Genomic DNA, 21,164 nt, shown 5'->3' on the forward strand with positions numbered 1-21,164 from the left:
CGGACTCGCCGGAAAGCGCGCCCCTTACAGTTCGGGCGGGGTTCCGTCAAGCCGAGGCGGCGGCGCGAAACCGCCTGTTTCTGGCGTTCGTGGCCGCAAGCGGCCACGCTCAGACGCCGCGCGGCCATAGTACATTCCGGTGCGGCGCTACCGCTGGCAGCGCCGGCACCAGAAGGTGCTCCGCCCGCCCTGCACGAAGCGCAGGACCGGCGCGCCGCAACCGCAAGGATCGCCCTCACGCCCATAGACCTGCCACGACGCCGCGAAGTAGCCGAGTTCGCCGTTCGGCTGCGCGTAGTCCTTGATGGTCGAGCCGCCCGCCGCGATCGATTCGCCCAGCACCTGCTTGATCGCGGGCACCAGCCGGGCCAGCGCGGGCAGGCTGACGCGCCCCGCCTCCTTGTCCGGCCGTATCCCGGCACGGAACAGCGCCTCGCACACGTAGATGTTGCCGAGCCCCGCCACGATGGTCTGGTCGAGCAGCATCTGCTTGATCGGCGCGATTCGCCCCGCGAAGGCCGCGCGCAGATGCGCCGGAGTCAGGCCCTCGCCCAGCGGCTCCGGCCCGAGCGAAGCGAACGCGCCCCAGGCGTCGAGCGTCGCGGTCGGAGCCAGATCGACCGAACCGAAGCGCCGCGCATCGTTGAGCGCCAATACGTGACCGGAGCCCGTCTCCAGCACGAGGTGGTCGTGCTTGTCAGGCGTCTCCGGCTCGATCCGCCAGCGACCAGACATGCCGAGGTGGAACACCATGGTCTGTTCGCGGTCGGTATGGATCAGCCCGTACTTGGCCCGCCGCCCCATACCGGTAACCCGCGCGCCGGTCAGTACCTGCACCAGATCGGGCGGGAACGGACGGCGCAGGTCCGCACGGTTGAGCGTGACGCGCGCGATTCGCTCACCGTCGAGGAAGCGCTCGAGGCCGCGCACGGTGGTTTCGACTTCAGGAAGTTCAGGCATCGGACCGTAGATAGGGTGCTTGAGGCCGGACGCCAATCGTGAACGCGGCGCTTTGCCGATGGGGCTTCGACAAGCTCAGCCTGAGCGGGACTGGGAGTATAGCGCAAACTCGCTCACCCTGAGCTTGTCGAAGGGTCAGAGAATATGCCCCGTCCGGTCGCGCTTGGTTTCGAGATAGCGCGCGTTGTGCGGGTTGGGCGGCAACTGGTGCGGCACCCGCTCGACTACCTCGACACCGACGCCTTTCAGCGCCGCGACCTTGGCCGGGTTGTTGGTCATCAGCCGGATCGCCCGCACCCCCAGCAGGTCCAGCATCCGCGCCGCCACCGGGAAATCGCGCGCCTCGGTCGGCAGACCGAGACGGTTGTTGGCGTCCACCGTGTCGTAGCCCGCATCCTGCAGCGCATAGGCACGCAGCTTGTTGACGAGGCCGATGCCGCGCCCCTCCTGCCGCAAGTACAGCAGCACGCCCCAGCCCCCCTCTCCGGCCTCCGCCGACATTGCCCGCAGCGCCGCGTTCAGTTGCGGCCCGCAGTCGCACTTGAGGCTGCCGAGAATGTCGCCGGTCAGGCATTCGGAATGGAGGCGCACCAGCGGCGGCCGGTCGCCGTCCTGCGTGCCGATGACGAGCGCGACGTGCTCACGCAAGTCGTCGAGCGCGCGGAAGGCGACGATCTCGGCATTCTCCGCCGCCTCGACGGGCAGCTTCGCTCGCGAGGCTATCGCGAGGTGCGCGGTGTCTTTCCACGCGGCGAGGTCGGCACTGGAAACGTCCTGCGCCTCGCCATCCTGATTCGGCGCGACGAGGAAGGCGGGCAGGATACCGGCAAGCCGCGCCAGTTCCATCGCGGTGTGCGCCGCATTGCCATCCTCGATATGCTCGGCCGCGAAGGGACCTTTCATCGGGTAGGCGAGGTCGAGCGCAGGATCGGCCACCGCGCGCCCGGTGTCGAGGTCGAAGGGCTCGGCGGCGCGAATCAGGACCGGCGCTTCGGGCACGGCGGCCTCGCGCTGGTTGGCGAGCTTCAGCGTCGCCGCGCGGGCGGCCGAAATCAGCATGCGCGGGGCGGTGACGCCGGGCGCGAAGGCCGTCTCGGCGGGAAGCAGCACCGCGCCGGCCACCCGCACCGGCCAGCCATGGCGCAGCGCGTCGAGCGCCAGCGCCACGCGGCGCGTCGAGGCGACCTCCTCGCTCAGAGTTCGAACTCGGTGACGAGCGGGATGTGGTCGCTCGGCTGGTCCCAGCGGCGCGTTTCCTCGACGAAGTGGTGCCCGCGCGCCTGCGGGGCGAGGTCGGGCGAGGCCCACATGTGATCGAGGCGGCGGCCCTGGTCCTTCTGGCGCCAGTAGCTGCGGTAGGACCACCAGGAATAGTTGCGTTCCGGCGCCGGGATGAAGCGGCGGCCGAGATCATCGAAGCCCGCCGCGTCCTGCAGGCGCTTCAGCGTCTCGACCTCGATGGGTGTGTGGCTGACGACCTTGAGCAGCGCCTTGTGATCGTAGACGTCCGATTCGAGCGGGGCGATGTTGAAGTCGCCGACGATCAGGGTCGGACGGTCGATCTTGTCGGCCCAGCGGGACATGCGTTCGAGGAAGTCGAGCTTCTGGCCGAACTTGGGATTCACCTCCCGGTCGGCGATGTCGCCGCCTGCCGGGATGTAGACGTTCTCCAGCACCATGCCCTGCCCGGGGCCGAGCAGTTCGACGCCGATGTGGCGGGCCTCGCCGTTGTCCTGCCAGTCGTGCTTCGAGAAGTCGCGGAACGGCACTTTCGAGACCGTCGCGACGCCGTGATAGCCCTTCTGGCCGTGGATGGCGCGGTGGGTGTAGCCGAGGCGCTCGAACATCTCGTGGGGGAACAGGGGCTCCGCCACCTTGATCTCCTGCAGGCACAGCACGTCGGGGGCCTGCTCGGTGAGGAAACGTTCGACCTGGTCGATGCGCAGGCGGACGGAGTTGATGTTCCAGGTGGCGATCTTCATGCGCGTGGCTTTAGGCATCGCCTGCGGGAATTGCCAGTCCCCGACCTCGCATAAACCGAGGGTGCCCCTCCACCATCCTGCGGATGGTCCCCCTCCCCGTTCCGGGGAGGATGCGTGTGCTTTTCTTGGGTCAGGATTGGCTCAGGCCGGAGCGAGAACGGTGCCGTTCGCAGCCCGGCATGGGCCAATCCTGACCCAAGAAAACAGAAAACCCTCGAGCCGGGGGCAGAGGCTCGAGGGTTCCTGTAAGCGTTCGTCACGCTAGTATCAGAGCGGTCACTCAGGAGGCGCGGGCAACAGGGGGGAAACCCGCCTCACAACCGTTCTGACAAGACCTATATGGGGCGTGGCTCCTGACTGCCAAGTGAACGAAGTTAAGAAAACTGTCGCCGTTTGTCGCTAGAGCCGCACATTCGGCGATAAAACGCCTTCCGTCATCGACGATCAGGGGTTGGGTTTGAAATCCGCCGAAAGCGGATTTTGCGGCACCGGCCCACGCCCCTACCCGGCCTCCCACGGAAGTATACTTGATGGGAGGCCGGGTGGGGGCGTGGGCCGGTGCCGCAGTGGAAAATGCCCTGCAGGCATTTTCCAGACGCTCTTAACGACGATTGCGCGGGCGCGGGTCGTTCCAGCGGAAGTCGTTGTCGGTCACCGGGACGCCATAGCGCTGATTGGACAGGCTGATGGTGGTGCGCTTGTTCTGCGAATCGAGCGAGACCCAGTAGGTCAGTTCCAGCCCGCCCGGGGCCGACGCCTTGCGCGTGAAGATCAGGGTGATCACGCCGTACTCGGGGTGCGAGCGATCGCGCACCTCGATGCTGACGACGCCCGGATTGCCGGTCTGGATCAGCTTGCCGAACTTCGCGACGTCGCGGCTGGGATCGAGCAGCGCGCCGAGCGGGCTGTTCTTGATCGGCCAGCGCTGCACCTGACGCACTTCGTAGTCGATGAAGTTCAGCGCCCTGCCGTCGCCAACGATCAGCATCTTGGCGCTCGGCTGGTACTGAAAGCGGATCTTGCCGGGGCTCTTCATCGTCAGCACGCCGCTGACGGTCTGGCCCGAGCGGTCGGTCTGGACGAAGTCCGCCTTCATCGTGCCGATGCCGCGCAAGGCCGCGACGGCCTGCTCGACTTGTTTCGCGTCATCGGGCGCGGCTGCGACAGCCTGCGCGGGGACGAGAGCGGCGGACACGGAAAGCGCGGCCAAAGCGGCCGCGCTCACACAGGATCGAAAGGTTTTTGTCACGTGGTTCATGGCTTTCCCGTTGGGTCCACAGCCTTGAACCGACCGTGAACCTTACTTGATCTTGGCTTCCTTGAACTCGACGTGCTTGCGCACGACGGGATCGTACTTCTTGAAGCTGAACTTCTCGGTCGTGTTCCGCGGATTCTTCTTGGTCACGTAGAAAAAGCCGGTGTCGGCGGTCGAGACAAGACGGATCTTGACGGTTGCGGGCTTCGCCATGGCGGTATCCTGTACTTTCTAAGTTGCAGCCGCCCTGGCAGGCCGGCGTTACGAAAAACTATAAAGGGGCGACACCGAGGCGCCGCCCTTCAAGGTTGCGCCCCTTGCTGGATTGGCCTCGCAAAGTCAAGGGCGCGGCACCGATTCGCGTGATGCTCAGGAGAGCGGAAACGGCTTTATCGGCTCCAGGACGCCGAATTTCTCGCGCTTCGGTTCGGCATCGAGCGGCGGCAGGTCGAGTTCGGGCGCTTCCACTTTCGTATCGGGCAGCCGCGCCAGCAGATCGCGAATCAGGGTCAGACGGCCGAGCCGCTGGTCGTTGAAGTCCACCAGCGTCCACGGCGCATGATCGGTATGCGTGGCCTTGAGCATCGCCTCGCGCGCCTTGGTATATTCGCCGTACTTGTCGCGCGCGGCGATATCGACCGGCGACAGCTTCCAGCGCTTGAGCGGGTCGTCCAGCCGCTCGTGCAGGCGCTCCTCCTGCTTGTCCTGATCGCAGGAGAGCCAGTATTTGAACAGCAGGATATCGTCGTCGATCAGCATCTTCTCGAAGGTGGGCGCGTGGCGCAGGAACGCATCGACCTCGTCCTCGGTGGCATAGCCCATCACCTTCTCGACCCCGGCGCGGTTGTACCACGAGCGGTCGAACAGGACGATCTCGCCCTTGGCCGGCAGGTGATCGACGTAGCGCTGGAAGTACCACTGGCCCTGCTCGCGCTCGCTCGGCGCGGCCAGCGCCACGGTGCGGCACTGGCGGGGGTTGAGCTGGCCGGAGACGGCCTTGATCGCGCCGCCCTTGCCCGCCGTATCGCGCCCTTCGAACAGGATGACGATGCGCGCGCCCTTCTTCTGCGCCCAGCGCGCCATGCCGACGAGTTCCTCCTCCATCGGCTCGAGGAGCTTCTCGTAATCCTTGCGGCCGAGTTTCTCCTCTTTGCTCATGTCTTCAGATCCTCGACAGCAGGAACAGCGCCAGTGCGCCGGCGACGATACGATACCACGCGAAGGGTGCGAAGCCGGATTTGCTGACGAAGGCCATGAACGCCTTGATCACCACCAGCGCGACGATGAACGAGACGACGAAGCCGACCGCGATCTCGTTCCAGCCCACTGGCCCCGCGCCCGCCATCAGTTCCTTGTGGTGCTTGAGAAGTTCCAGAGTCGTGGCACCGACCATGGTGGGCACGGCGAGGAAGAAGCTGAACTCGGCCGCCGTCCGGCGCTCGATCCCCATCGACAGCGCGCCCATGATCGTCGCGCCCGAGCGGCTGACGCCCGGCACCATGGCGAGGCACTGCGCGAAACCGACGCCGATGCACTTGACTGCGGGCAGTTCCGAAACGCCGGTAAGCGGGCCGGGCTTGGCGACCTTCTCGATGCCGAGGATCGCGATGCCACCGATGATGAGCGCCCAGGCGACCACCGCGGGCTCGCCCAACAGGCCCTCGATATAATTGTTGAACAGCAGGCCCAGCACCGCCGAAGGGATGAAGGCCAGCAGCACGTTGCGCACGAAGCGGATCGAGGTGGGGTTGAGCTTGAGCAGCCCCATGCCCACGGCCCAGAACGTGCGCCAGAACTGCACGATCACGGCCAGGATCGCGCCCAGCTGGATGACGATGTTGAAGGTCGCCCACTGGCTCGAATCATAGCCGAACAGGCGGGTGGCAAGGATGAGATGGCCAGTCGAGGAGACGGGCAGGAACTCGGTGAGGCCCTCGACAATGCCGAGGAGGATCGCGGTTAGGGTCAGGTCCATAAGCTGGAGGTCATGCCGCACCGGGCGGGCAAGTCAACCGGGGACGTGCTGCATTGCAGAAATGTGAGGTGGAAGACGGGTTGGGGTGGCGCTGCGCGGCGGTGCCCACCCCGTCCGGCTAGTTCGCTTCGCTCTCAAGCCTCCCTGCCCTCCCGCAAGCGGGAGGGCGTACTTCACCTGCTCCCCTCCCGCTTGCGGGAGGGGTCGGCCTTCTTCCGCCTTACCAGATCCGCACGCGGTCCTTGGGCGCGAGGTACAGCTTGTCGCCCGGCTTCACGCCGAACGCCTTGTACCATTCGTCGAAGTTGCGCACGATGCCGTTGACCCGGTACTGCGGCGGCGAGTGCGGGTCGGTGACGAGGAACTGGCGCGCCTGCGCCTCGCGCACCTTCGAACGCCAGACCTGCGCCCAGCCCATGAAGAAGCGCTGGTCGCCGGTGACGCCGTCGATCACCGGCGCTTCCTTGCCGTTCAGCGAGAGCTTGTAGGCGCGGTAGGCGAGACTGAGGCCGCCGAGATCGCCGATGTTCTCGCCCATCGTCAGCTTGCCGTTGACGCAGGCCTTGCCATCCTTGCCGTCGTCGAACGGGCAGAAGGCATCGTACTGCGCCGCCAGCGCCGCCTGCAGCTTCTGGAACGCGGCGAGATCCTGCGGCGTCCACCAGTCGCGCAAGTTGCCGGTGCCGTCGTACTTGGCGCCCTGGTCGTCGAAGCCGTGGCTCATCTCGTGGCCGATGACCGCGCCGATGCCGCCGTAGTTGACCGCCGGGTCGGCCGAGAGGTTGAAGAACGGCGGCTGCAGGATCGCCGCCGGGAACACGATCTCGTTCATCGCTGGGTTGTAGTAGGCGTTCACCGTCTCCGGCAGCATGCCCCATTCAGTGCGATCGACCGGACCGCCGATGCGGTTCATGTCGAAGGCGGTCTGCCACTTGCCCGCCGCCATGGTGTTGCCCAACGGGTCGGTGGGCGAGAAGGTCAGGCCCTCATAGGTCTTGAACACGTCCGGCTGGCCGATCTTGGGGGTGAAGGCGTCGAGCTTCTCCTCGGCCTTTACCCGCGTGACCGGGCTCATCCACTTGAGATCCTTGAGGTTGGCGGCCATCGCCTTGCGCAAGTTGGCGACGAGGTCGGCCATCGCCGCCTTCTGCGCGGGCGGGAAGTACTTCGCCGCGTAGAGCTTGCCGACGAGTTCGCCCGCCATGCCCTCGACCGCCGCGATGCCGCGCTTCCAGCGGGGGCGCTGCTCGGGCTGGCCGCTCAGGGTCTTGCCGTAGAAATCGAAGGTGGCGGTATCGATGTCGCCGGGCAGGACCGAGGCGTTGTCGCGCAGGAAGTGCGCGGCGAGGTAGGCCTGCCAGGTGGCGATCGGGGTGGTCTCGATCAGCTTGACGACGGCCGGCATGCCGGGGCCGAACTGGTCGCCCGCCTTGGTCGGGTCGATCCCGGCGGCCTTGAACTCCTCGGCCGTCGGCGGCATCTCGCCGATCAGCACGTAGCTGGCCTTATCCGCGCCCACGGCCGACAGGAACGCCTTGACGACGCCGGGCGAGCCCATTGCTTCGAATTCGGCGAGCGGCACCTTGTTGTAGGTGAGGTCCGGGTTGCGGGCGGCGGCACGGTCCCAGTCGGCCTTGGCGAGCTGCGTTTCCAACGCCAGCACCGAAGCGGCGGCGGCCGGGGCATCGGCGTAGCCCGCCTTGCCGAGCACGAACGTCAGGTAGGCCTTGTACTTGTCGCGCAGTTCGATCGAGCGTGCGTCGGTCTTCAGGTAGTAGTCGCGGTCGGGCAGGCCCATGCCGGAGATATTGGCATTGAGCGCGTAGATGTCGCTCTGTTTGTCGTCGGCGCCGACATAGAGGCCGATCGGCGAGGCATAGCCGGGCTTGCCGAACAGCGTGGCGATGTCGGTGGGGGTCTTCGCCGCCTTGATCGCGGCGAGGTAGGGCTGCGCCGGGGCGAGGCCCGCCTTGTTGATTGCATCGACGTCCATGAACGCCTTGTAGGCCGCCGCGATACGCGCCGCGTCGCTGCCGGGCGCCGGGTTGGCGGCAAGCAGATCGTCGAGGATGCCATGGACGCGGTTTTCCGAAAGGTCGCTCAGTTCGATGAACGAGCCCCAGCGGGTGCGGTCGGCGGGAAGCACCGCCGTCTTGTTCCACACGCCGTTGACGTAGGCGTCGAAGTCGTCGCCCGGCTTGGCCCCAGTGTCGATCCACTGGGTCTGGACGCCGAACTTGCCCCAGTCGGCCGAGGGCGCGAGCGCAGGCTTGGCTGCGGGCGCAGCGTCCTGCGCGAAGACGGGAGCGGAGAAGGCGAGAACGGAAAGCGCGGCGCTCGCAAGGAGCGCCTTGCCGGCATAACGAAGCATGTCGTGACCTTTCGGACGGGGGCGACAGGATATTTCGGCCGGATCAGGACGACCGGCGATGGCGCGTAACTTAGTTACACGCGCGCGCAACGCCAGTGAAAAAGCAGCAGTGATGGAGGTAAATCGCGCGTTGTCTGGCAGGGAGGACGCTCCCCTCACGTCGTCATTGCGAGCGCAGCGAAGCAATCCAGGGCGGCGTAGTGCTGCCCTGGATTGCTTCGCTGCGCTCGCAATGACGAAAGGGGCGCCTCAGCCCAGCGGCGCGATCGGCTGCCCCGAGACGACAGCGTCGAACTGTAGCGAGGCCAGCCGCGCATAGAGGCCGCCCTGCCCGCTCAGGCTTTCATGCGTGCCCTGCTCGACGATACGGCCGCCATCCATCACGACGATACGGTCCGCCTTGCGCACGGTGGCGAGGCGGTGAGCGATGACCAGCGTGGTGCGCTGCGCCATCAGCGTCTCGACCGCGTCCTGCACCAGCCGCTCGCTCTCGGCGTCGAGCGCGCTGGTGGCTTCGTCGAGCAGCAGGATCGGCGCGTCGCGCAGCAGCGCGCGGGCGATGGCGATGCGCTGGCGCTGGCCGCCCGAAAGGCGCGCACCGTCTTCGCCGAGGAACGTGTCGAGGCCTTGCGGCAGCGCGCGCAGGAAACCTTCGGCGTTGGCCGCGCGGGCCGCCTGCCAGATCGCCTCGTCATCGGCGTGCCAATTGCCGTAGCGCAGATTGTCACGCGCGGAGGCGGCGAACAGCACGCCTTCCTGCGGGACCAGAGCGATGCGCGCGCGAATCTCGGCCGGGTCGGCGGAGGCGAGCGGCACGCCGTCGATCTTGATGGCGCCGCCCTGCGGATCGTAGAACCGCTCGGCCAGCTGGAACAGCGTCGACTTGCCCGCGCCCGAGGGGCCGACGATAGCGACGGTCTCGCCCGGCTCGATGGTCAGATTGAAGTCGTGCAGCGCCGGAAGTTCGGGCCGCGAGGGGTAGCGGAAGGTCACGCGCTCGAACGCCAGCTTGCCGCGCGCCGGGCTCGGCAGCACCAGAGCGCGCGCCGGAGGGGCGATCGTCGGATGTTCGCTCAGCAGTTCAGCGAGGCGGCTGGCCGCACCCGCGCCGCGCACGAGATCGCCGTAGACCTCGGTGAGCGAGCCGAACGCGCCTGCGACGATGCCCGCCGTTACCACGAACGCGGCGATGGTGCCGCCGGTGATGGAGCCCTCGGCCACGCCGATCGCGCCGCGCCACATGATCATGGTGATCGATCCGAAGATCAGGAACATGATCACCGCGGTCATGATCGCGCGGATCATGATGCGGTGACGGCCGGTATCGAACGTGCGCTCCACAGCGGCGGCGAAGCGGCCCTGCTCGCGGCCTTCCTGGTTGAACGCCTGCACGACCTTCAATGCGCCCAGCACTTCGGCAGTCAGCGCGCCGATGTCTGCCACGCGGTCCTGGCTGGATCGCGAGACGGCGCGCAGCTTGCGACCGAAAGCGGCGATCGGCAGGATCACCACCGGAATGGCGATGACCAGCCACGCCGTCAGCCCCGGCTCCAGCGCGAAGAGATAGATCACCCCGCCCAGCGCCATGATCGCGTTACGCAGCGCGACCGAGACGGTGGTGCCCACGATCTGCTCGATGATCGCGGTGTCGGCGGTCATGCGCGAGGAGATTTCCTTGGGGCTGTTCTCCTCGAAGAAGCTCGGCGCCAAGGTCAGCAGGTGGCGCTGCACGCGCAGGCGAATGTCGCCGACGACGCGCTCGCCCAGCCACGAGACCGAGTAGAACCGGATCGCGGTGGCAACGGCCAGCACCACGACCACGCCCATCAGCATCAGGAACCACGAGCGGATCGCGTTCGGGTCGGCGCCTTGCGCGAAGCCCTTGTCGATGATCTGCCGGAATCCATAAGGGATCGCCAGCGTCGAGGTCGCCGTCGTGATCAGCGCCCCGCCCGCCGTGGCCATCCGGCCCGGATACTTGAGCATCTCGCGCCAGACCATGCGCAGCGGGCCGAGACTGCGGCGGGGCCGCTTCGGCTCTTCGATCATGGTCTCTTGCCCCGGGGCATTGCCTTGCGTCCCATCCATGGCGCCGCGCCTTACAGCCTAGCGAAGCGGAGGAAAAGGCTTCCTTGTAGCCATGGACATACTGCCCGATTCGCGGCGAAACGTGTCTCTCTTGCGAAGATCACCTGCCTGAAATCGGAATTGCCGCGTTGCAACGGTAACCTCTAGTTCCCTAATCATGAGGTAAGACCCCCGCACACAGGCCGCGTTCGCCCCCGAAACGGCCAGGAGAATCGACTTGCTCTACAATGCCTACGAGTTGCAGCGCGCCATGATGAGCAGCGCTGCCGCATGGGCGTCGGTTGGCGCCGAACTGCTGACCAACCCCTCGCTTCCATTCGGTTATTCGGGTCTCGGCCCGGTCATGGCCTCCGCACTGGACGTCTTCGCGCACGCCGCTTCCCCCCGCGGAAAGCCCTCCTTCGACATCGAGACCGTGACCGTCGACGGCAAGATCCAGCCGGTCACCGAATCGATCGTGCTCCACAAGCCGTTCGGCAACCTGCTTCGATTCGAGCATCCCGGACTCGGCAAGGACGCGCCCAAGCTCCTGATCGTCGCACCGATGAGCGGCCACTATGCCACCCTGCTGCGCGGCACCGTCGCGCGCATGGTGGAAAGCGCCGAAGTCTACATCACCGACTGGGCCGACGCGAAGCTGGTGCCGATGAGCGCCGGGCGCTTCGATCTCGACGACTACATCGATTACGTCATTTCTTTCCTCGAACACATCGGCCCCGGCACCCACGTCCTCGCGGTGTGCCAGCCCTCGGTTCCGGCCTACGCCGCCGCCGCGATCATGGGCGCCAAGGAGCACCCCTGCCGTCCCGCCACTCTCACCATGATGGGCGGCCCGATCGACACGCGCGAGGCGCCCACCAGCGTCAATGACGTGGCGATGCAGCAGCCGCTTTCGTGGTTCCAGCAGAACGTCATCGCCACAGTTCCGGCGACCTATCCGGGCGGCGGCCGCCGCGTCTATCCGGGCTTCCTGCAGCTTGCCGGGTTCATGGCGATGAACCTCGGCAGCCACATGATGAGCCACTACGGCATGTTCAAGCACATGGTCGCGGGCGACGGTGACAGCGCCGATGCCACCAAGGCGTTCTACGACGAATATCGCGCGGTCTGCGACATGACCTCGGAATTCTACCTGCAGACGATCGAACACGTGTTCCAGAACCACTCGCTGCCCAAGGGCGAGTTCGTCCATCGCGGCGAGCGGATCGACCTGTCCGGCATCCGCGACACGGCGCTGCTGGCGATCGAGGGCGAGAGGGACGACATCTCCGGCATCGGCCAGACCCGCGCCGCGCTGCACCTTGCCAGCCACCTGCCCGAGAAGCGCAAGAAGTACTACCTCGCCGCCGAGGTGGGCCACTACGGCATCTTCAACGGCAGCAAGTGGCGGACGCGAATCGCCCCGGTTCTGGAGGACTGGATCGCCCAGCACCAGCGCAAGGCGCTCAAGGTGGTTGCCTGATTTTTGTGGTGGGGTCGCGCCTAAGTCGCGGCCCCGTCAAACGTTTTTTGCGGCGGAACGCTCCCGCCCAGCGCCGATCGCGCGACGAGATGGTGGATCACCGGGACCGATTGTGGTATTACCGCCACTATGGATCGCGCACATAGTCGAAGGAAAATACTGAAGGGCGGGCTTGTCGCCGGCATCGGTCTGGCTTTGCCCGCGCGGGCTTTCGCCTCCGAAGGTGTCCTTCCCGATTCGACCGCGCCCGGTGAGGCTCTTGCGCCGCTCGCCGGTGCCTTTCCAAGCAGCCTGACATCGGTTCCCGCATCGCCCACTGGACTATCGCTTTACGAGCGCCGTGTACTCGACGTCGCGTCGAAGCAGGCCGGGCGCGTGCGCAATCATCTGTGGCGCGCCGACGTGGTCGGAATCGTCGATTTTGCGCAACCTTCGTGGAAACCGCGCCTCCACTTCGCCAATCTGGAAAACGGGACGATGCGCTCGTTCCTCGTCGCGCACGGGCGCGGTTCCGACCCGGCACACAGCGGCTGGCTGCAGAGCTTTTCCAACGTTCCCGGCTCGGAAGCGACCTCGCGCGGTGCCTACCTCACCGCCGAGTGGTACAAGGGCAAGTACGGCACCTCGATCCGTCTGATGGGTCTGGACAACGACAATTCGATGGCGCTGCCGCGCGCGATCGTCATGCATCCGGCTTGGTACGTCGGCTCCTCGATGATCGACAAGTGGGGCAAGCTCGGTCGCAGCGAGGGCTGCTTCGCCATGAGCGACAACGATTTCAACGAAGCGCTCTGGCACCTTTCCGGCGGTCGCCTGCTGTTCGCGGATCGCATCGGCGAAGGATGAATCTCAACGCCGCGTTGCGACTGTCTCACGGCGCCTGCGGTTAGACACGCCTCCGTCGCAATGATACGCATCGTATCATGGACACCAGCCTGACCGGCCTCAAGCGCGAGGCTCCCACCGATGCACGACAGGTCCGCTCGCGGCAGGCGCTGACCTCGGCGTTGCTGGCGCTGCTTGAAATCAAGCCGTTCGACCAACTGACGATCCGCGAGATCAGCGCCCGCGCCGGGACCGGGTACGCCACTTTCTTCCGACATTATCCGACCAAGGAAGCGCTGCTGGCCGACGTCGCCGCGCACGAGATCGAGGATCTGCTCGGCCGCACGATTCCGATTCTCTACGCCGCCAACAGCTACGAATCGACGCTGGAAGTCTGCCGCCATGTCCACGAGCACGCGATGCTGTGGTCAGCACTGCTGATCGGCGGTGCAGCGGGCATCGTACGTGAGGAGTTCATCCGCCAGGCGCTGGGCCTTGCGAAAAGCGCTCAGTCGCACCACCCTTGGCTGCCCTCTGACCTCGGGACCATTCACGGCACCGGCGCGACCATCGACATCCTTGCGTGGTGGCTGGCGCAGGGCGGGGACAAGCCTGCCTCCACCCGCAGCCCCGAGGAAGTGGCGACGATCCTGCACCGTCTGGTCATCGCCCCGCTGATCGGCGACACTGTGGAGCGCCAGGCGGCGCGCGCGTGATGACGCTGACCGAAGACCCTGTCCTTAACCCTGCCCTCAGCGGCATGATCGAGGACGCGGACTGGCCCGAGTTCGGCTGGATCGACGACGTGCGCCCCGCTTTGCGCGCGGCCCTCGCGGCAGGCCGTCCGGTGGCGCTGGCGACACTCTACAAGGTCGCGGGCAGCGCCCCGCGCGGTCCCGGTGCGCAGATGCTGTTCGCGGCAGGGGCCGGCGGGCACGTGGCGGCGACCGGCTATTTCTCGGGCGACTGCATCGAGGGCGACGTCGCCAACCACGCCGCGCAAGTGCTTGCCGACGGCAAGCCGAAGCGGTTGCATTACGGCATGGGCAGCCCCTGGATCGACCTTCGCCTGCGCTGCGGCGGCGCGCTGCACGTGTTGCTGGAACGGATCGCGCCGGATTCGCCCGCCGCCGCCGCGCTGCTGGACCACGCCGCCGAGCGCCGCACCTGCCTCTGGGCGAGCGACGGCGAAACGCAAGAGGCGCGCGAGGACCACGGCCCGTTGCTCGCGCTTCACGAAGACCCGTTCCGCATCGCCCGCCGATACGATCCGCCGCGCCGCCTGATCGTCTCGGGCGGCGATCCCGGCGCGCTCGCCGCCGCGAAGCTCGGGGCGATGGCGCAGTTCGAGACGATCCTGCTGCGCCCCGGCGGCCCGCATGCGCCGCCGCCCTTCCCCGTCTCGCGTTACTTGCGCGAAGAGCCTGCAGACGCCCTCGCCCACCTGAAGGTCGATCGCTGGACTGCCTACCTCGGCGCCACGCATGAGGATCACCACGACCTCGGCGGCTGCCTTGCCGCACTGCGCGGCGGAGCGGGCTATGTCGGCATGATCGGCGCGAAATCGCGCGCGGCCCAACGCCTCGGCGCGCTGGAAGCGGCAGGCGCGAGCGCGGAGGAACTGGCGCGGCTGCAGCTTTCGCCGGGCGTCCCCGGGCTGGGCAAGTCGCCCTGGGAAGTCGCCACCGGCATCATCGCCGAAATCATGCAGGCGCTGAACCCGGCGCGGGAACGGGCTTGAGCGCGGTCGCACTGGTGCTCGCAGCCGGGCGCTCGACCCGATTCGGCAGCGACAAGCTCTCCGCCCGGCTCGATGGCGAGCCCCTGCTCCATCACGCGATCCGCATCGCCCGCGCCGCACCTGTCGAGCGAGTGATCGTCGTCGCGCGGCCCGGGCTCGATACGGGCGAATGGCCCGGCACGCCTGCGGTGGAGACACTGCGGCTGGAGAGCGATGCCTTGTCCGAGACACTGAAGGCCGGCATCGCGGCGGCCGGAGAGGCAAAGGCCGCCTTCGTTTTCCTCGGTGACATGCCGCGCATTCCCGCAGAAGTCGCACCGACACTCGCCTCCGCGATCGGCGATGCCTATGCCGCGATGCCCTGCCACGGGGGCAAGCCCGGCCATCCGGTCCTGCTGTCCCCCGCCGCCTTCCCCGCCATCGCCGCGCTCACCGGAGACGAGGGCGCGGGACGCCTGCTGCGCAGCCGCGATGACGTGGTGAGAGTCGAGGTCTCCTCGCCCGCGATCCACTTCGACGTGGACCGCCCGGGCGATCTCGAAGGGGCCTAAGCCCGCCCCGTCTCGTTCGAAAGCAGCGCGGGATCGATCCCTTCCGCCCGCCATGTCGCGGACCAGCGCCCCTCCGGCGGCGTTTCGAACAGGACTTCGCGGTGGCCCTCTGCGGCGTACCATCCGTGGTGCCGCATCTCGCCCTCCAGTTGGCCCGCGCCCCATCCGGCGTAGCCCAGCGCCATGATCCACTGCGACGGCCCCTGCCCCGCCGCGATCGCGCGCAGCACGTCCATCGAGGCGGACAGCCCGCAAAGCGGCGCGACCTCGATAGTGTCGCTGCCGCCCCAGTCGGTCGAGTGCAGAATGAAGCCGCGCCCCGGTTCAACCGGGCCGCCGTGCATGATCTCGCGGTTGGGCGAGACGCCCGGGTCGAGGCCCAGTTCCTCCAGCACGTCGTGGAAACGCACGCCTTCACGCACATGGCCGATGCCGACGCCGAGCGCGCCGTCCTCGTCATGCACGCATAATACGTTGACCGAGCGCTCGAAGCGCGGGTCGAACATCCCCGGCATTGCCAATAGGATGCGGCCTGCAAGATACTGCTGCGTCGTCACCCGCCCACTCTATGCCCCCTTGCGCCGACTACAACCCCCGTATCCGAGAGAGCGCTTTCCCGATGCGACGGAGCGGCCTATGCCCCGGCACAAAGGAGAACCCAGCCCCGTGACCCTGCTTTTCGACCTTCCCGTCGCCCCCGCCGTGCCCGTCGTCGGCGAAGCGGCCGCCTATCCGGTGCGCCGCATCTTCTGCGTCGGGCGCAATTATGCCGCGCACGCGCTGGAACTGGGCAACGCAGTCGACCGCGAGGCGCCGATCTGGTTCAACAAGGCGCCCGCAGCGCTGTGCCTCGACGGCGGGGCGATCCCCTATCCGCCGGGCACCGAAAGCTGCCACTACGAGATGGAACTGGTCGTCGCCATCGGCGCCCCCGCGTTCCGGATCGCCCCCGAGGGGGCAATGGAGGTGGTCTACGGCTATGCCTGCGGCCTCGACATGACCCGGCGCGACCTGCAGAACGCATCCAAGGCCAAGGGTTATCCCTGGGACACCGGCAAGGACTTCGAGAATGGCGCGGTTATCGCGCCGATCACGCCCGCCGCTGCGTTCACGCCTGAAGGCCAGCGCATCGCACTGACGCAGGGCGGCGCGGTCAGGCAGGACGGCGTGCTCTCGGACATGATCTGGTCGATCCCCGAGCTGATCGCCGACCTCTCGCGCCTCTACCACCTCGCGCCCGGCGACCTGATCTATACCGGCACCCCGGCCGGCGTCGGGCCAGTGGCGGTGGGCGACGTGCTGGAAGGCACGATCGATGGCCTGACCCCGCTGCGGCTAGAGATCGCCCAGGCGGAATGACGTTCCTTCCCCCAATCGGGGGGGGATTATCCCTTGGGTCGCCTGCTTCTTGTCCGTCTTGTCAGCCGCCGCGCGTTGCTGGACATACCCGGGCGGAGAACGATGCCTAAAAGCCGGAAGAACATGACAACGATTCGACGTCGCATTTTGCCATCCGTGGGCCGGTCGCTGCTCGCCCTGCCCCTCGTCGCGCTCGCGCATCCCGCGCTGGCCGAGGACGATGACGCCGCCCCGCGCGAGCCCATCGTCGTCACCGGGCGCGGGCTTTCGGAAGGTCCGGCGACGCCCGCCTACGACGTCCAGACGATCGCCCGCGACAAGCTGGTTTCCAGTGCCTCGGGCCGGATCGAGGATGTGCTGGCCTCTGTCGCCGGATTCCAGCAGTTCCGCCGCTCCGACAGCCGATCGTCCAACCCCTCGAACCAGGGCGTGACCCTGCGTGCACTGGGCGGCAATGCATCGAGCCGCGCGCAAGTGCTGCTGGACGGCGTGCCGGTGGCGAACCCGTTCTTCGGCTATATTCCACTGAGCGCCCTCACCCCCGACCGCCTCGGCTCCGTGCGGGTGACGCGCGGCGGCGGTATGGGCGCGTTCGGCACGGGCGCGGTCTCCGGCACGATCGAGATGGAAAGCGCGAGCCCTGACGAACTCGGCCCGGTAAGCGCGGAGGCGCTGGTCAACAACCGGGGCGAGACGCAAGGCTCGCTCACGGTGGCGCCGCGCCTTGGCGAAGGCTTCGTCGTGGCGGGCGTGCAGTGGGATCGCGGCCAGGGCTTCTGGACCACGCCGAAGGACCAGCGCGTCGCCGCCACCGCGCGCGCGAAGTATGAAAGCCTGTCGGGCTCGCTGCGCGCCGTCGCGCCGCTGACCGACAACATCGAGGTTCAGGCATCGGGCCTCGTCTATGACGATGCGCGCACGCTGCGCTTCAAGGGCGCGGATTCGACGTCCTCGGGTCAGCAGGGCTCGCTGCGTTTCGTGGGCCGGGGCGACTGGCAGTTCGACGTGCTGGGCTTCGTGCAGGCGCAGGACTTCTCGAACATCGTCATCAGCTCGACGAGCTACAAGAAGACGCTCGATCAGGCCAAGACCCCGACGCTGGCGGTCGGCGGCAAGGCCGAACTGCGCCCGCCGGTGGGCGAAAACCACGTGCTGCGCATCGGCACCGACGTGAAGCTCTCGCGCGGGAACCTCGTGGAAGCGCCCTATAGCGCCGTCACCGGCCTCGCCACCGCGTTCCGCAAGGCGGGCGGGCGGCAGTCCGACCTCGGCTTCTATATCGAGGACGACTGGACCATCGGCCAGTTCGTGCTGACCGCTGGCGGCCGCCTCGACCGCTGGACCATCACCGACGGCTACTACCATCAGGTGAACCCCGCGGGCGTGGTGACGCAGGACACCCGCTACGCCGACCGCGACGGCTGGAACGCCAACGGGCGCGGCGGGATCGTGTGGAATGCCGGCACCGCCGTGTCGCTGCGCGCCGCCGCCTATACCGGGCTGCGCCTGCCGACGCTGAACGAGCTGTACCGGCCCTTCGTGGTGTTCCCGATCACCACCAATGCCAATGCCGGCCTCAAGCCTGAACGCCTGCGCGGTTACGAGGCGGGCGTGGACTTCCACCCCTCCGAGGCGCTGAACCTGTCGATCACGGCCTTCGACAACTACCTCAAGGACGCCATCGCCAACGTCACTTTGTCCTCCACCGTGCGCGAGCGGCAGAACGTCGATTCGATCCATGCGCGCGGGATCGAGGCAAGCGCCGACCTCAAGCTGGGCAAGGTCGATCTGTCCGGCTCGCTGTCGTGGACCGACGCCAAGGTGAAGGCGACCGCCGCGCAGATCGCGCTCGACGGCATGCGCCCGGCGCAGGTGCCCAAGCTCGCGGCCAGCGGGACGGTGGCATGGGCACCCGCCGACGGCTGGCGCCTTGCTGCTACCCTGCGCCGCACCGGTGCGCAGTACGAGGACGACCTTCAGGTCGACACCCTGCCCGCCGCGACGACGCTGGACCTTTACGCGCAAGTGCCGATCACGCGCTTTGCCTCGCTGGTCCTGCGCGCCGAGAACCTGACCGACGAGACGATCGTGACGCGCAATGCGGGCGGCTCGATGGATCTGGGCCAGCCGCGCACCTTGTGGGCGGGGTTCAAGCTGGGCCTGAACTGACTGGGCCTGAACTGACTGGGGTTGCGCTGATCGGCAAGGCGGGGCATCGCGAGGGCATGGCCATCGCGGTGATCTCCGACATTCACGGCAACCTCGGCGCGCTCGACGCGGTGCTGGCGGACGTGGCCGCGCGCGGGGTGCGCCGGGTGGTGAACCTCGGCGACATCCTCAGCGGCCCGCTCGACAGCGTAGGCACGGCGGAGCGGCTGATGGCACTCGGGCTTGAGACGATCCGGGGCAACCACGAGCGCCAGCTGCTCGAACAATCGCGCGCCGAGATGAACCTTTCCGACGCCGCCACCGATGCCGTGCTGCAGCCGCGCCACCGCGAATGGCTGGCCTCGCTGCCGGTGGACATGTGGCTGGAGAGCGACCTCTACGCCTGCCACGGCTCCCCGCGCGGCGATCTGGAATTCCTGCTGGAAACGGTCGAGCCCACCGGCTGCCGCGCCGCCACCCCAAAAGAGATCGCCGAGCGGCTGGGCGGGATCGACGCCCCGCTGGTGCTCTGCGGCCACTCGCACAAGCAGCGGGCGGTGCGCCTCGATGACGGGCGGCTGGTGGTGAACCCCGGCTCGGTCGGCCTGCCCGCCTTCGCCGACGACCAACCGCATCCCTACGTCATCGAATCGGGTTCGCCCGAAGCGCGCTATGCCGTGATCGAGCGCGGGCCGGATGGCTGGGAAGCGGAGCTGCGCGCCGTCGCTTACGACTGGACCGCCGCCGCCCGCCGCGCTGCCGAGGGCGGGCGCGAGGACTGGGCGCGCGCGCTGGCCACGGGATACGCCTGAGATGACCCGCTTCACCGTCAACGACCGCCCCGTCCAGTTCGAGATGGACCCGCGCACGCCGCTGCTGTGGGCGCTGCGCGATGCGGCCAACCTCACCGGCACCAAGTACGGCTGCGGTGTGGGCGATTGCCATGCCTGCACCGTCATGGTCGATGGCGCCGCGCTGCGATCGTGCCTCATCACGCTGGCCGAGTGCGAGGGCCGCTTCGTCGTCACCGTCGAGGGCCTGTCGCGCGACCGCTCGCATCCGGTGCAGCAGGCGATGGTGGCCGAGCAGGCGGTTCAGTGCGGGTTCTGCACGCCCGGTATCGTGATGAGCGCCGCCGCCCTCCTCGCCCGCAACGCCAACCCAAGCGAGGCCGAGGTCAAGGCGGCGATCCCGAACTTGTGCCGCTGCGGCGTCCAGCCCCGGCTCGTGCGCGCCATCCAGCGCGCCGCCGCCGTCGCCCGCCGCGAAGAGAAGATCGACGCCGCGCCGGTCCCCGGCGGCTCTGGCAGAATTCCGGCGATGGTCCCGGACACGAAAGGACAGACCCCATGAGAGCCACCATCTGGCACAACCCCAAGTGCGGCACCTCGCGCAAGACGCTGGCGATCCTCGAGGAAACGCCGGGCGTCGAGGTTACGGTGATCGAATACCTCAAGACCCCGCCGAGCGCTGAAAAGCTGGCGCAGCTCTACCGCGACGCCGGGATCAGCCCGCAGCAGGGCCTGCGCATCCGCGGCACCGATGCCGAGGAGCGGGGCCTGCCGCAAGCGGACGACGCCGCCGTCCTCGCCGCGATGGCCGCCGACCCGATCCTGATCGAGCGCCCGCTGGTCGAGACCGACAAGGGCGTGCGGCTTTGTCGCCCACAGGAAACGGTTCACCAGATTCTCTGACCCGGTTTCCCCATCCGGCGCGTTCCGGCAACGCGCCATCGCCTTGCATTGGCAGGGACAATCTGCCACCGCATGGCAAATCCGTGACATGACAATATTGCGAGAGCCTTCCTCAGCATGACCAGCACCGAGCTTGCCCGACAGCCTTTGGCCCACCGGATCAGGCAGAAGATCAAGCAGGGCATGGGGCCTTGGGGCGTGTTCCTCGAAGGTTTCATCCGCAACCCCGTGATGGTCGGCTCGATCGTCCCGTCCTCGCGCTTCACCATCAACCGCATGCTGTCGAAGGTGGACTGGGCGAACACGAAGCTGTTCGTCGAGTACGGCCCCGGCGTCGGCACTTTCTGCCAGCCGGTGCTCGACCGCCTGCCGCGCGACGGCATGCTGATCGTCATCGACACCAACCCGATGTTCATCGACTACCTGCGCCGCACGATCAGCGACAGCCGCTTCGTCGCGGTCAACGGCTCGGCGGCGGACGTCGAGGAGATCGTGCGCGCGCACGGGCACGAAAAGGCGGACTACGTCCTGTCGGGCCTGCCGTTCTCGACCCTGCCCAAGGGCGTGGCGCCCGCCATCGCCTCGGCCACCTACCGCGTGATCCGCAAGGGCGGCGCGTTCCTGGTCTACCAGTTCCGCCCCAAGGCGCGCAGCTACATGGCCCCGCACTTCAAGCGCATCGACGACGCGATCGAACCGATCAACGTCCCGCCCTGCTTCATGTGGTGGGGCTGGAAGGACGAGGATTGACCT

General features: G+C 67.5%; 21 protein-coding genes. 11 read left to right on the forward strand and 10 right to left on the reverse strand.

Translation table 11 applies throughout. The features are described 5' to 3' along the window. Positions 1-147: 147 nt before the first annotated feature. From mutM to HWN72_RS13120, 9 genes are all read right to left on the reverse strand, one after another. Positions 148-960: a bifunctional DNA-formamidopyrimidine glycosylase/DNA-(apurinic or apyrimidinic site) lyase gene (gene mutM / locus HWN72_RS13080; protein ID WP_008829122.1), complete on the reverse strand. Its 813-nt coding sequence runs from the start codon at positions 958-960 to the stop codon at positions 148-150. Positions 961-1,095: 135 nt separating this feature from the next. Then, entirely contained in the window at positions 1,096-2,157 is a 1,062-nt protein-coding gene (gene ribA / locus HWN72_RS13085; protein ID WP_037518491.1) for a GTP cyclohydrolase II, read from the reverse strand. Then, positions 2,154-2,942 (reverse strand): exodeoxyribonuclease III, encoded by a 789-nt coding sequence (gene xth, locus HWN72_RS13090; protein WP_008829120.1) that lies wholly within the window; start codon positions 2,940-2,942, stop codon positions 2,154-2,156. Before xth ends, ribA begins: the two co-directional genes overlap by 4 nt. Before the next feature lie 601 nt (positions 2,943-3,543). Then, the gene (locus tag HWN72_RS13095; protein WP_037520569.1) at positions 3,544-4,200 is read right to left on the reverse strand and encodes an outer membrane lipoprotein carrier protein LolA; all 657 of its coding nucleotides are present in this window, start codon (positions 4,198-4,200) and stop codon (positions 3,544-3,546) included. A gap of 42 nt (positions 4,201-4,242) precedes the next feature. Further along, positions 4,243-4,410 carry a 50S ribosomal protein L33 gene (gene rpmG / locus HWN72_RS13100; protein ID WP_008831595.1) on the reverse strand — a complete coding sequence of 56 codons (168 nt, stop codon included), beginning with the start codon at positions 4,408-4,410 and terminating at the stop codon, positions 4,243-4,245. A gap of 156 nt (positions 4,411-4,566) precedes the next feature. Then, positions 4,567-5,355 carry a polyphosphate kinase 2 gene (ppk2, locus tag HWN72_RS13105; protein WP_008831596.1) on the reverse strand — a complete coding sequence of 263 codons (789 nt, stop codon included), beginning with the start codon at positions 5,353-5,355 and terminating at the stop codon, positions 4,567-4,569. A 4-nt stretch (positions 5,356-5,359) separates the two neighbouring features. Continuing rightward, a complete protein-coding gene (locus tag HWN72_RS13110; protein ID WP_008831597.1) occupies positions 5,360-6,172 on the reverse strand; it encodes an undecaprenyl-diphosphate phosphatase in 813 nt (270 codons plus the stop codon). Positions 6,173-6,392: 220 nt separating this feature from the next. Then, entirely contained in the window at positions 6,393-8,543 is a 2,151-nt protein-coding gene (locus HWN72_RS13115; RefSeq protein WP_008831598.1) for a M13 family metallopeptidase, read from the reverse strand. Between the two features lie 249 nt (positions 8,544-8,792). Then, positions 8,793-10,592, reverse strand: coding sequence for an ABC transporter transmembrane domain-containing protein (locus HWN72_RS13120; RefSeq protein WP_069709215.1), 1,800 nt, complete (start codon positions 10,590-10,592; stop codon positions 8,793-8,795). A gap of 256 nt (positions 10,593-10,848) precedes the next feature. Between HWN72_RS13120 and HWN72_RS13125 the strand changes: the two genes are divergently transcribed. From HWN72_RS13125 to HWN72_RS13145, 5 genes are all read left to right on the forward strand, one after another. Then, the gene (locus HWN72_RS13125) at positions 10,849-12,093 is read left to right on the forward strand and encodes a polyhydroxyalkanoate depolymerase (RefSeq protein ID WP_036526367.1); all 1,245 of its coding nucleotides are present in this window, start codon (positions 10,849-10,851) and stop codon (positions 12,091-12,093) included. A 129-nt stretch (positions 12,094-12,222) separates the two neighbouring features. Beyond that, a complete protein-coding gene (locus tag HWN72_RS13130; protein WP_036526369.1) occupies positions 12,223-12,939 on the forward strand; it encodes a murein L,D-transpeptidase catalytic domain-containing protein in 717 nt (238 codons plus the stop codon). A 77-nt stretch (positions 12,940-13,016) separates the two neighbouring features. Beyond that, on the forward strand, positions 13,017-13,634 hold the full coding sequence (locus tag HWN72_RS13135) for a TetR/AcrR family transcriptional regulator (RefSeq protein WP_211150414.1): 618 nt from the start codon (positions 13,017-13,019) through the stop codon (positions 13,632-13,634). After that, complete coding sequence (locus tag HWN72_RS13140; protein ID WP_008832598.1) at positions 13,634-14,659, forward strand: XdhC family protein; 1,026 nt, start codon at positions 13,634-13,636, stop codon at positions 14,657-14,659. The genes HWN72_RS13135 and HWN72_RS13140 overlap by 1 nt, the downstream gene beginning before the upstream one ends. Next, positions 14,656-15,210 (forward strand): NTP transferase domain-containing protein, encoded by a 555-nt coding sequence (locus HWN72_RS13145; RefSeq protein ID WP_008832597.1) that lies wholly within the window; start codon positions 14,656-14,658, stop codon positions 15,208-15,210. Before HWN72_RS13140 ends, HWN72_RS13145 begins: the two co-directional genes overlap by 4 nt. On the opposite strand, the gene HWN72_RS13150 is transcribed toward HWN72_RS13145, so the two are convergent. Next, on the reverse strand, positions 15,207-15,716 hold the full coding sequence (locus HWN72_RS13150) for a YqgE/AlgH family protein (protein WP_008832596.1): 510 nt from the start codon (positions 15,714-15,716) through the stop codon (positions 15,207-15,209). The two genes, HWN72_RS13145 and HWN72_RS13150, sit on opposite strands and share 4 nt — an antisense overlap. Positions 15,717-15,876: 160 nt before the next feature. On the opposite strand from HWN72_RS13150, the gene HWN72_RS13155 reads away from it, so the two are divergent. From HWN72_RS13155 to HWN72_RS13180, 6 genes are all read left to right on the forward strand, one after another. Beyond that, the gene (locus HWN72_RS13155; protein WP_211150415.1) at positions 15,877-16,569 is read left to right on the forward strand and encodes a fumarylacetoacetate hydrolase family protein; all 693 of its coding nucleotides are present in this window, start codon (positions 15,877-15,879) and stop codon (positions 16,567-16,569) included. A 123-nt stretch (positions 16,570-16,692) separates the two neighbouring features. Next, positions 16,693-18,738, forward strand: coding sequence for a TonB-dependent receptor (locus HWN72_RS13160; RefSeq protein WP_037521355.1), 2,046 nt, complete (start codon positions 16,693-16,695; stop codon positions 18,736-18,738). A gap of 56 nt (positions 18,739-18,794) precedes the next feature. Further along, positions 18,795-19,529 (forward strand): metallophosphoesterase, encoded by a 735-nt coding sequence (locus HWN72_RS13165; RefSeq protein ID WP_008832593.1) that lies wholly within the window; start codon positions 18,795-18,797, stop codon positions 19,527-19,529. A gap of 1 nt (position 19,530) precedes the next feature. Continuing rightward, complete coding sequence (locus HWN72_RS13170) at positions 19,531-20,070, forward strand: (2Fe-2S)-binding protein (protein ID WP_008832592.1); 540 nt, start codon at positions 19,531-19,533, stop codon at positions 20,068-20,070. Beyond that, positions 20,067-20,411 (forward strand): arsenate reductase (glutaredoxin), encoded by a 345-nt coding sequence (gene arsC / locus HWN72_RS13175; RefSeq protein ID WP_008832591.1) that lies wholly within the window; start codon positions 20,067-20,069, stop codon positions 20,409-20,411. Before HWN72_RS13170 ends, arsC begins: the two co-directional genes overlap by 4 nt. A gap of 117 nt (positions 20,412-20,528) precedes the next feature. Next, on the forward strand, positions 20,529-21,161 hold the full coding sequence (locus HWN72_RS13180) for a class I SAM-dependent methyltransferase (RefSeq protein WP_008832590.1): 633 nt from the start codon (positions 20,529-20,531) through the stop codon (positions 21,159-21,161). Positions 21,162-21,164 lie beyond the last annotated feature (3 nt).

It is taken from the genome of Novosphingobium sp. HR1a (genome assembly GCF_015594425.1).
In the GTDB taxonomy this organism is placed as follows: Bacteria; Pseudomonadota; Alphaproteobacteria; order Sphingomonadales; family Sphingomonadaceae; genus Novosphingobium; species Novosphingobium resinovorum_A.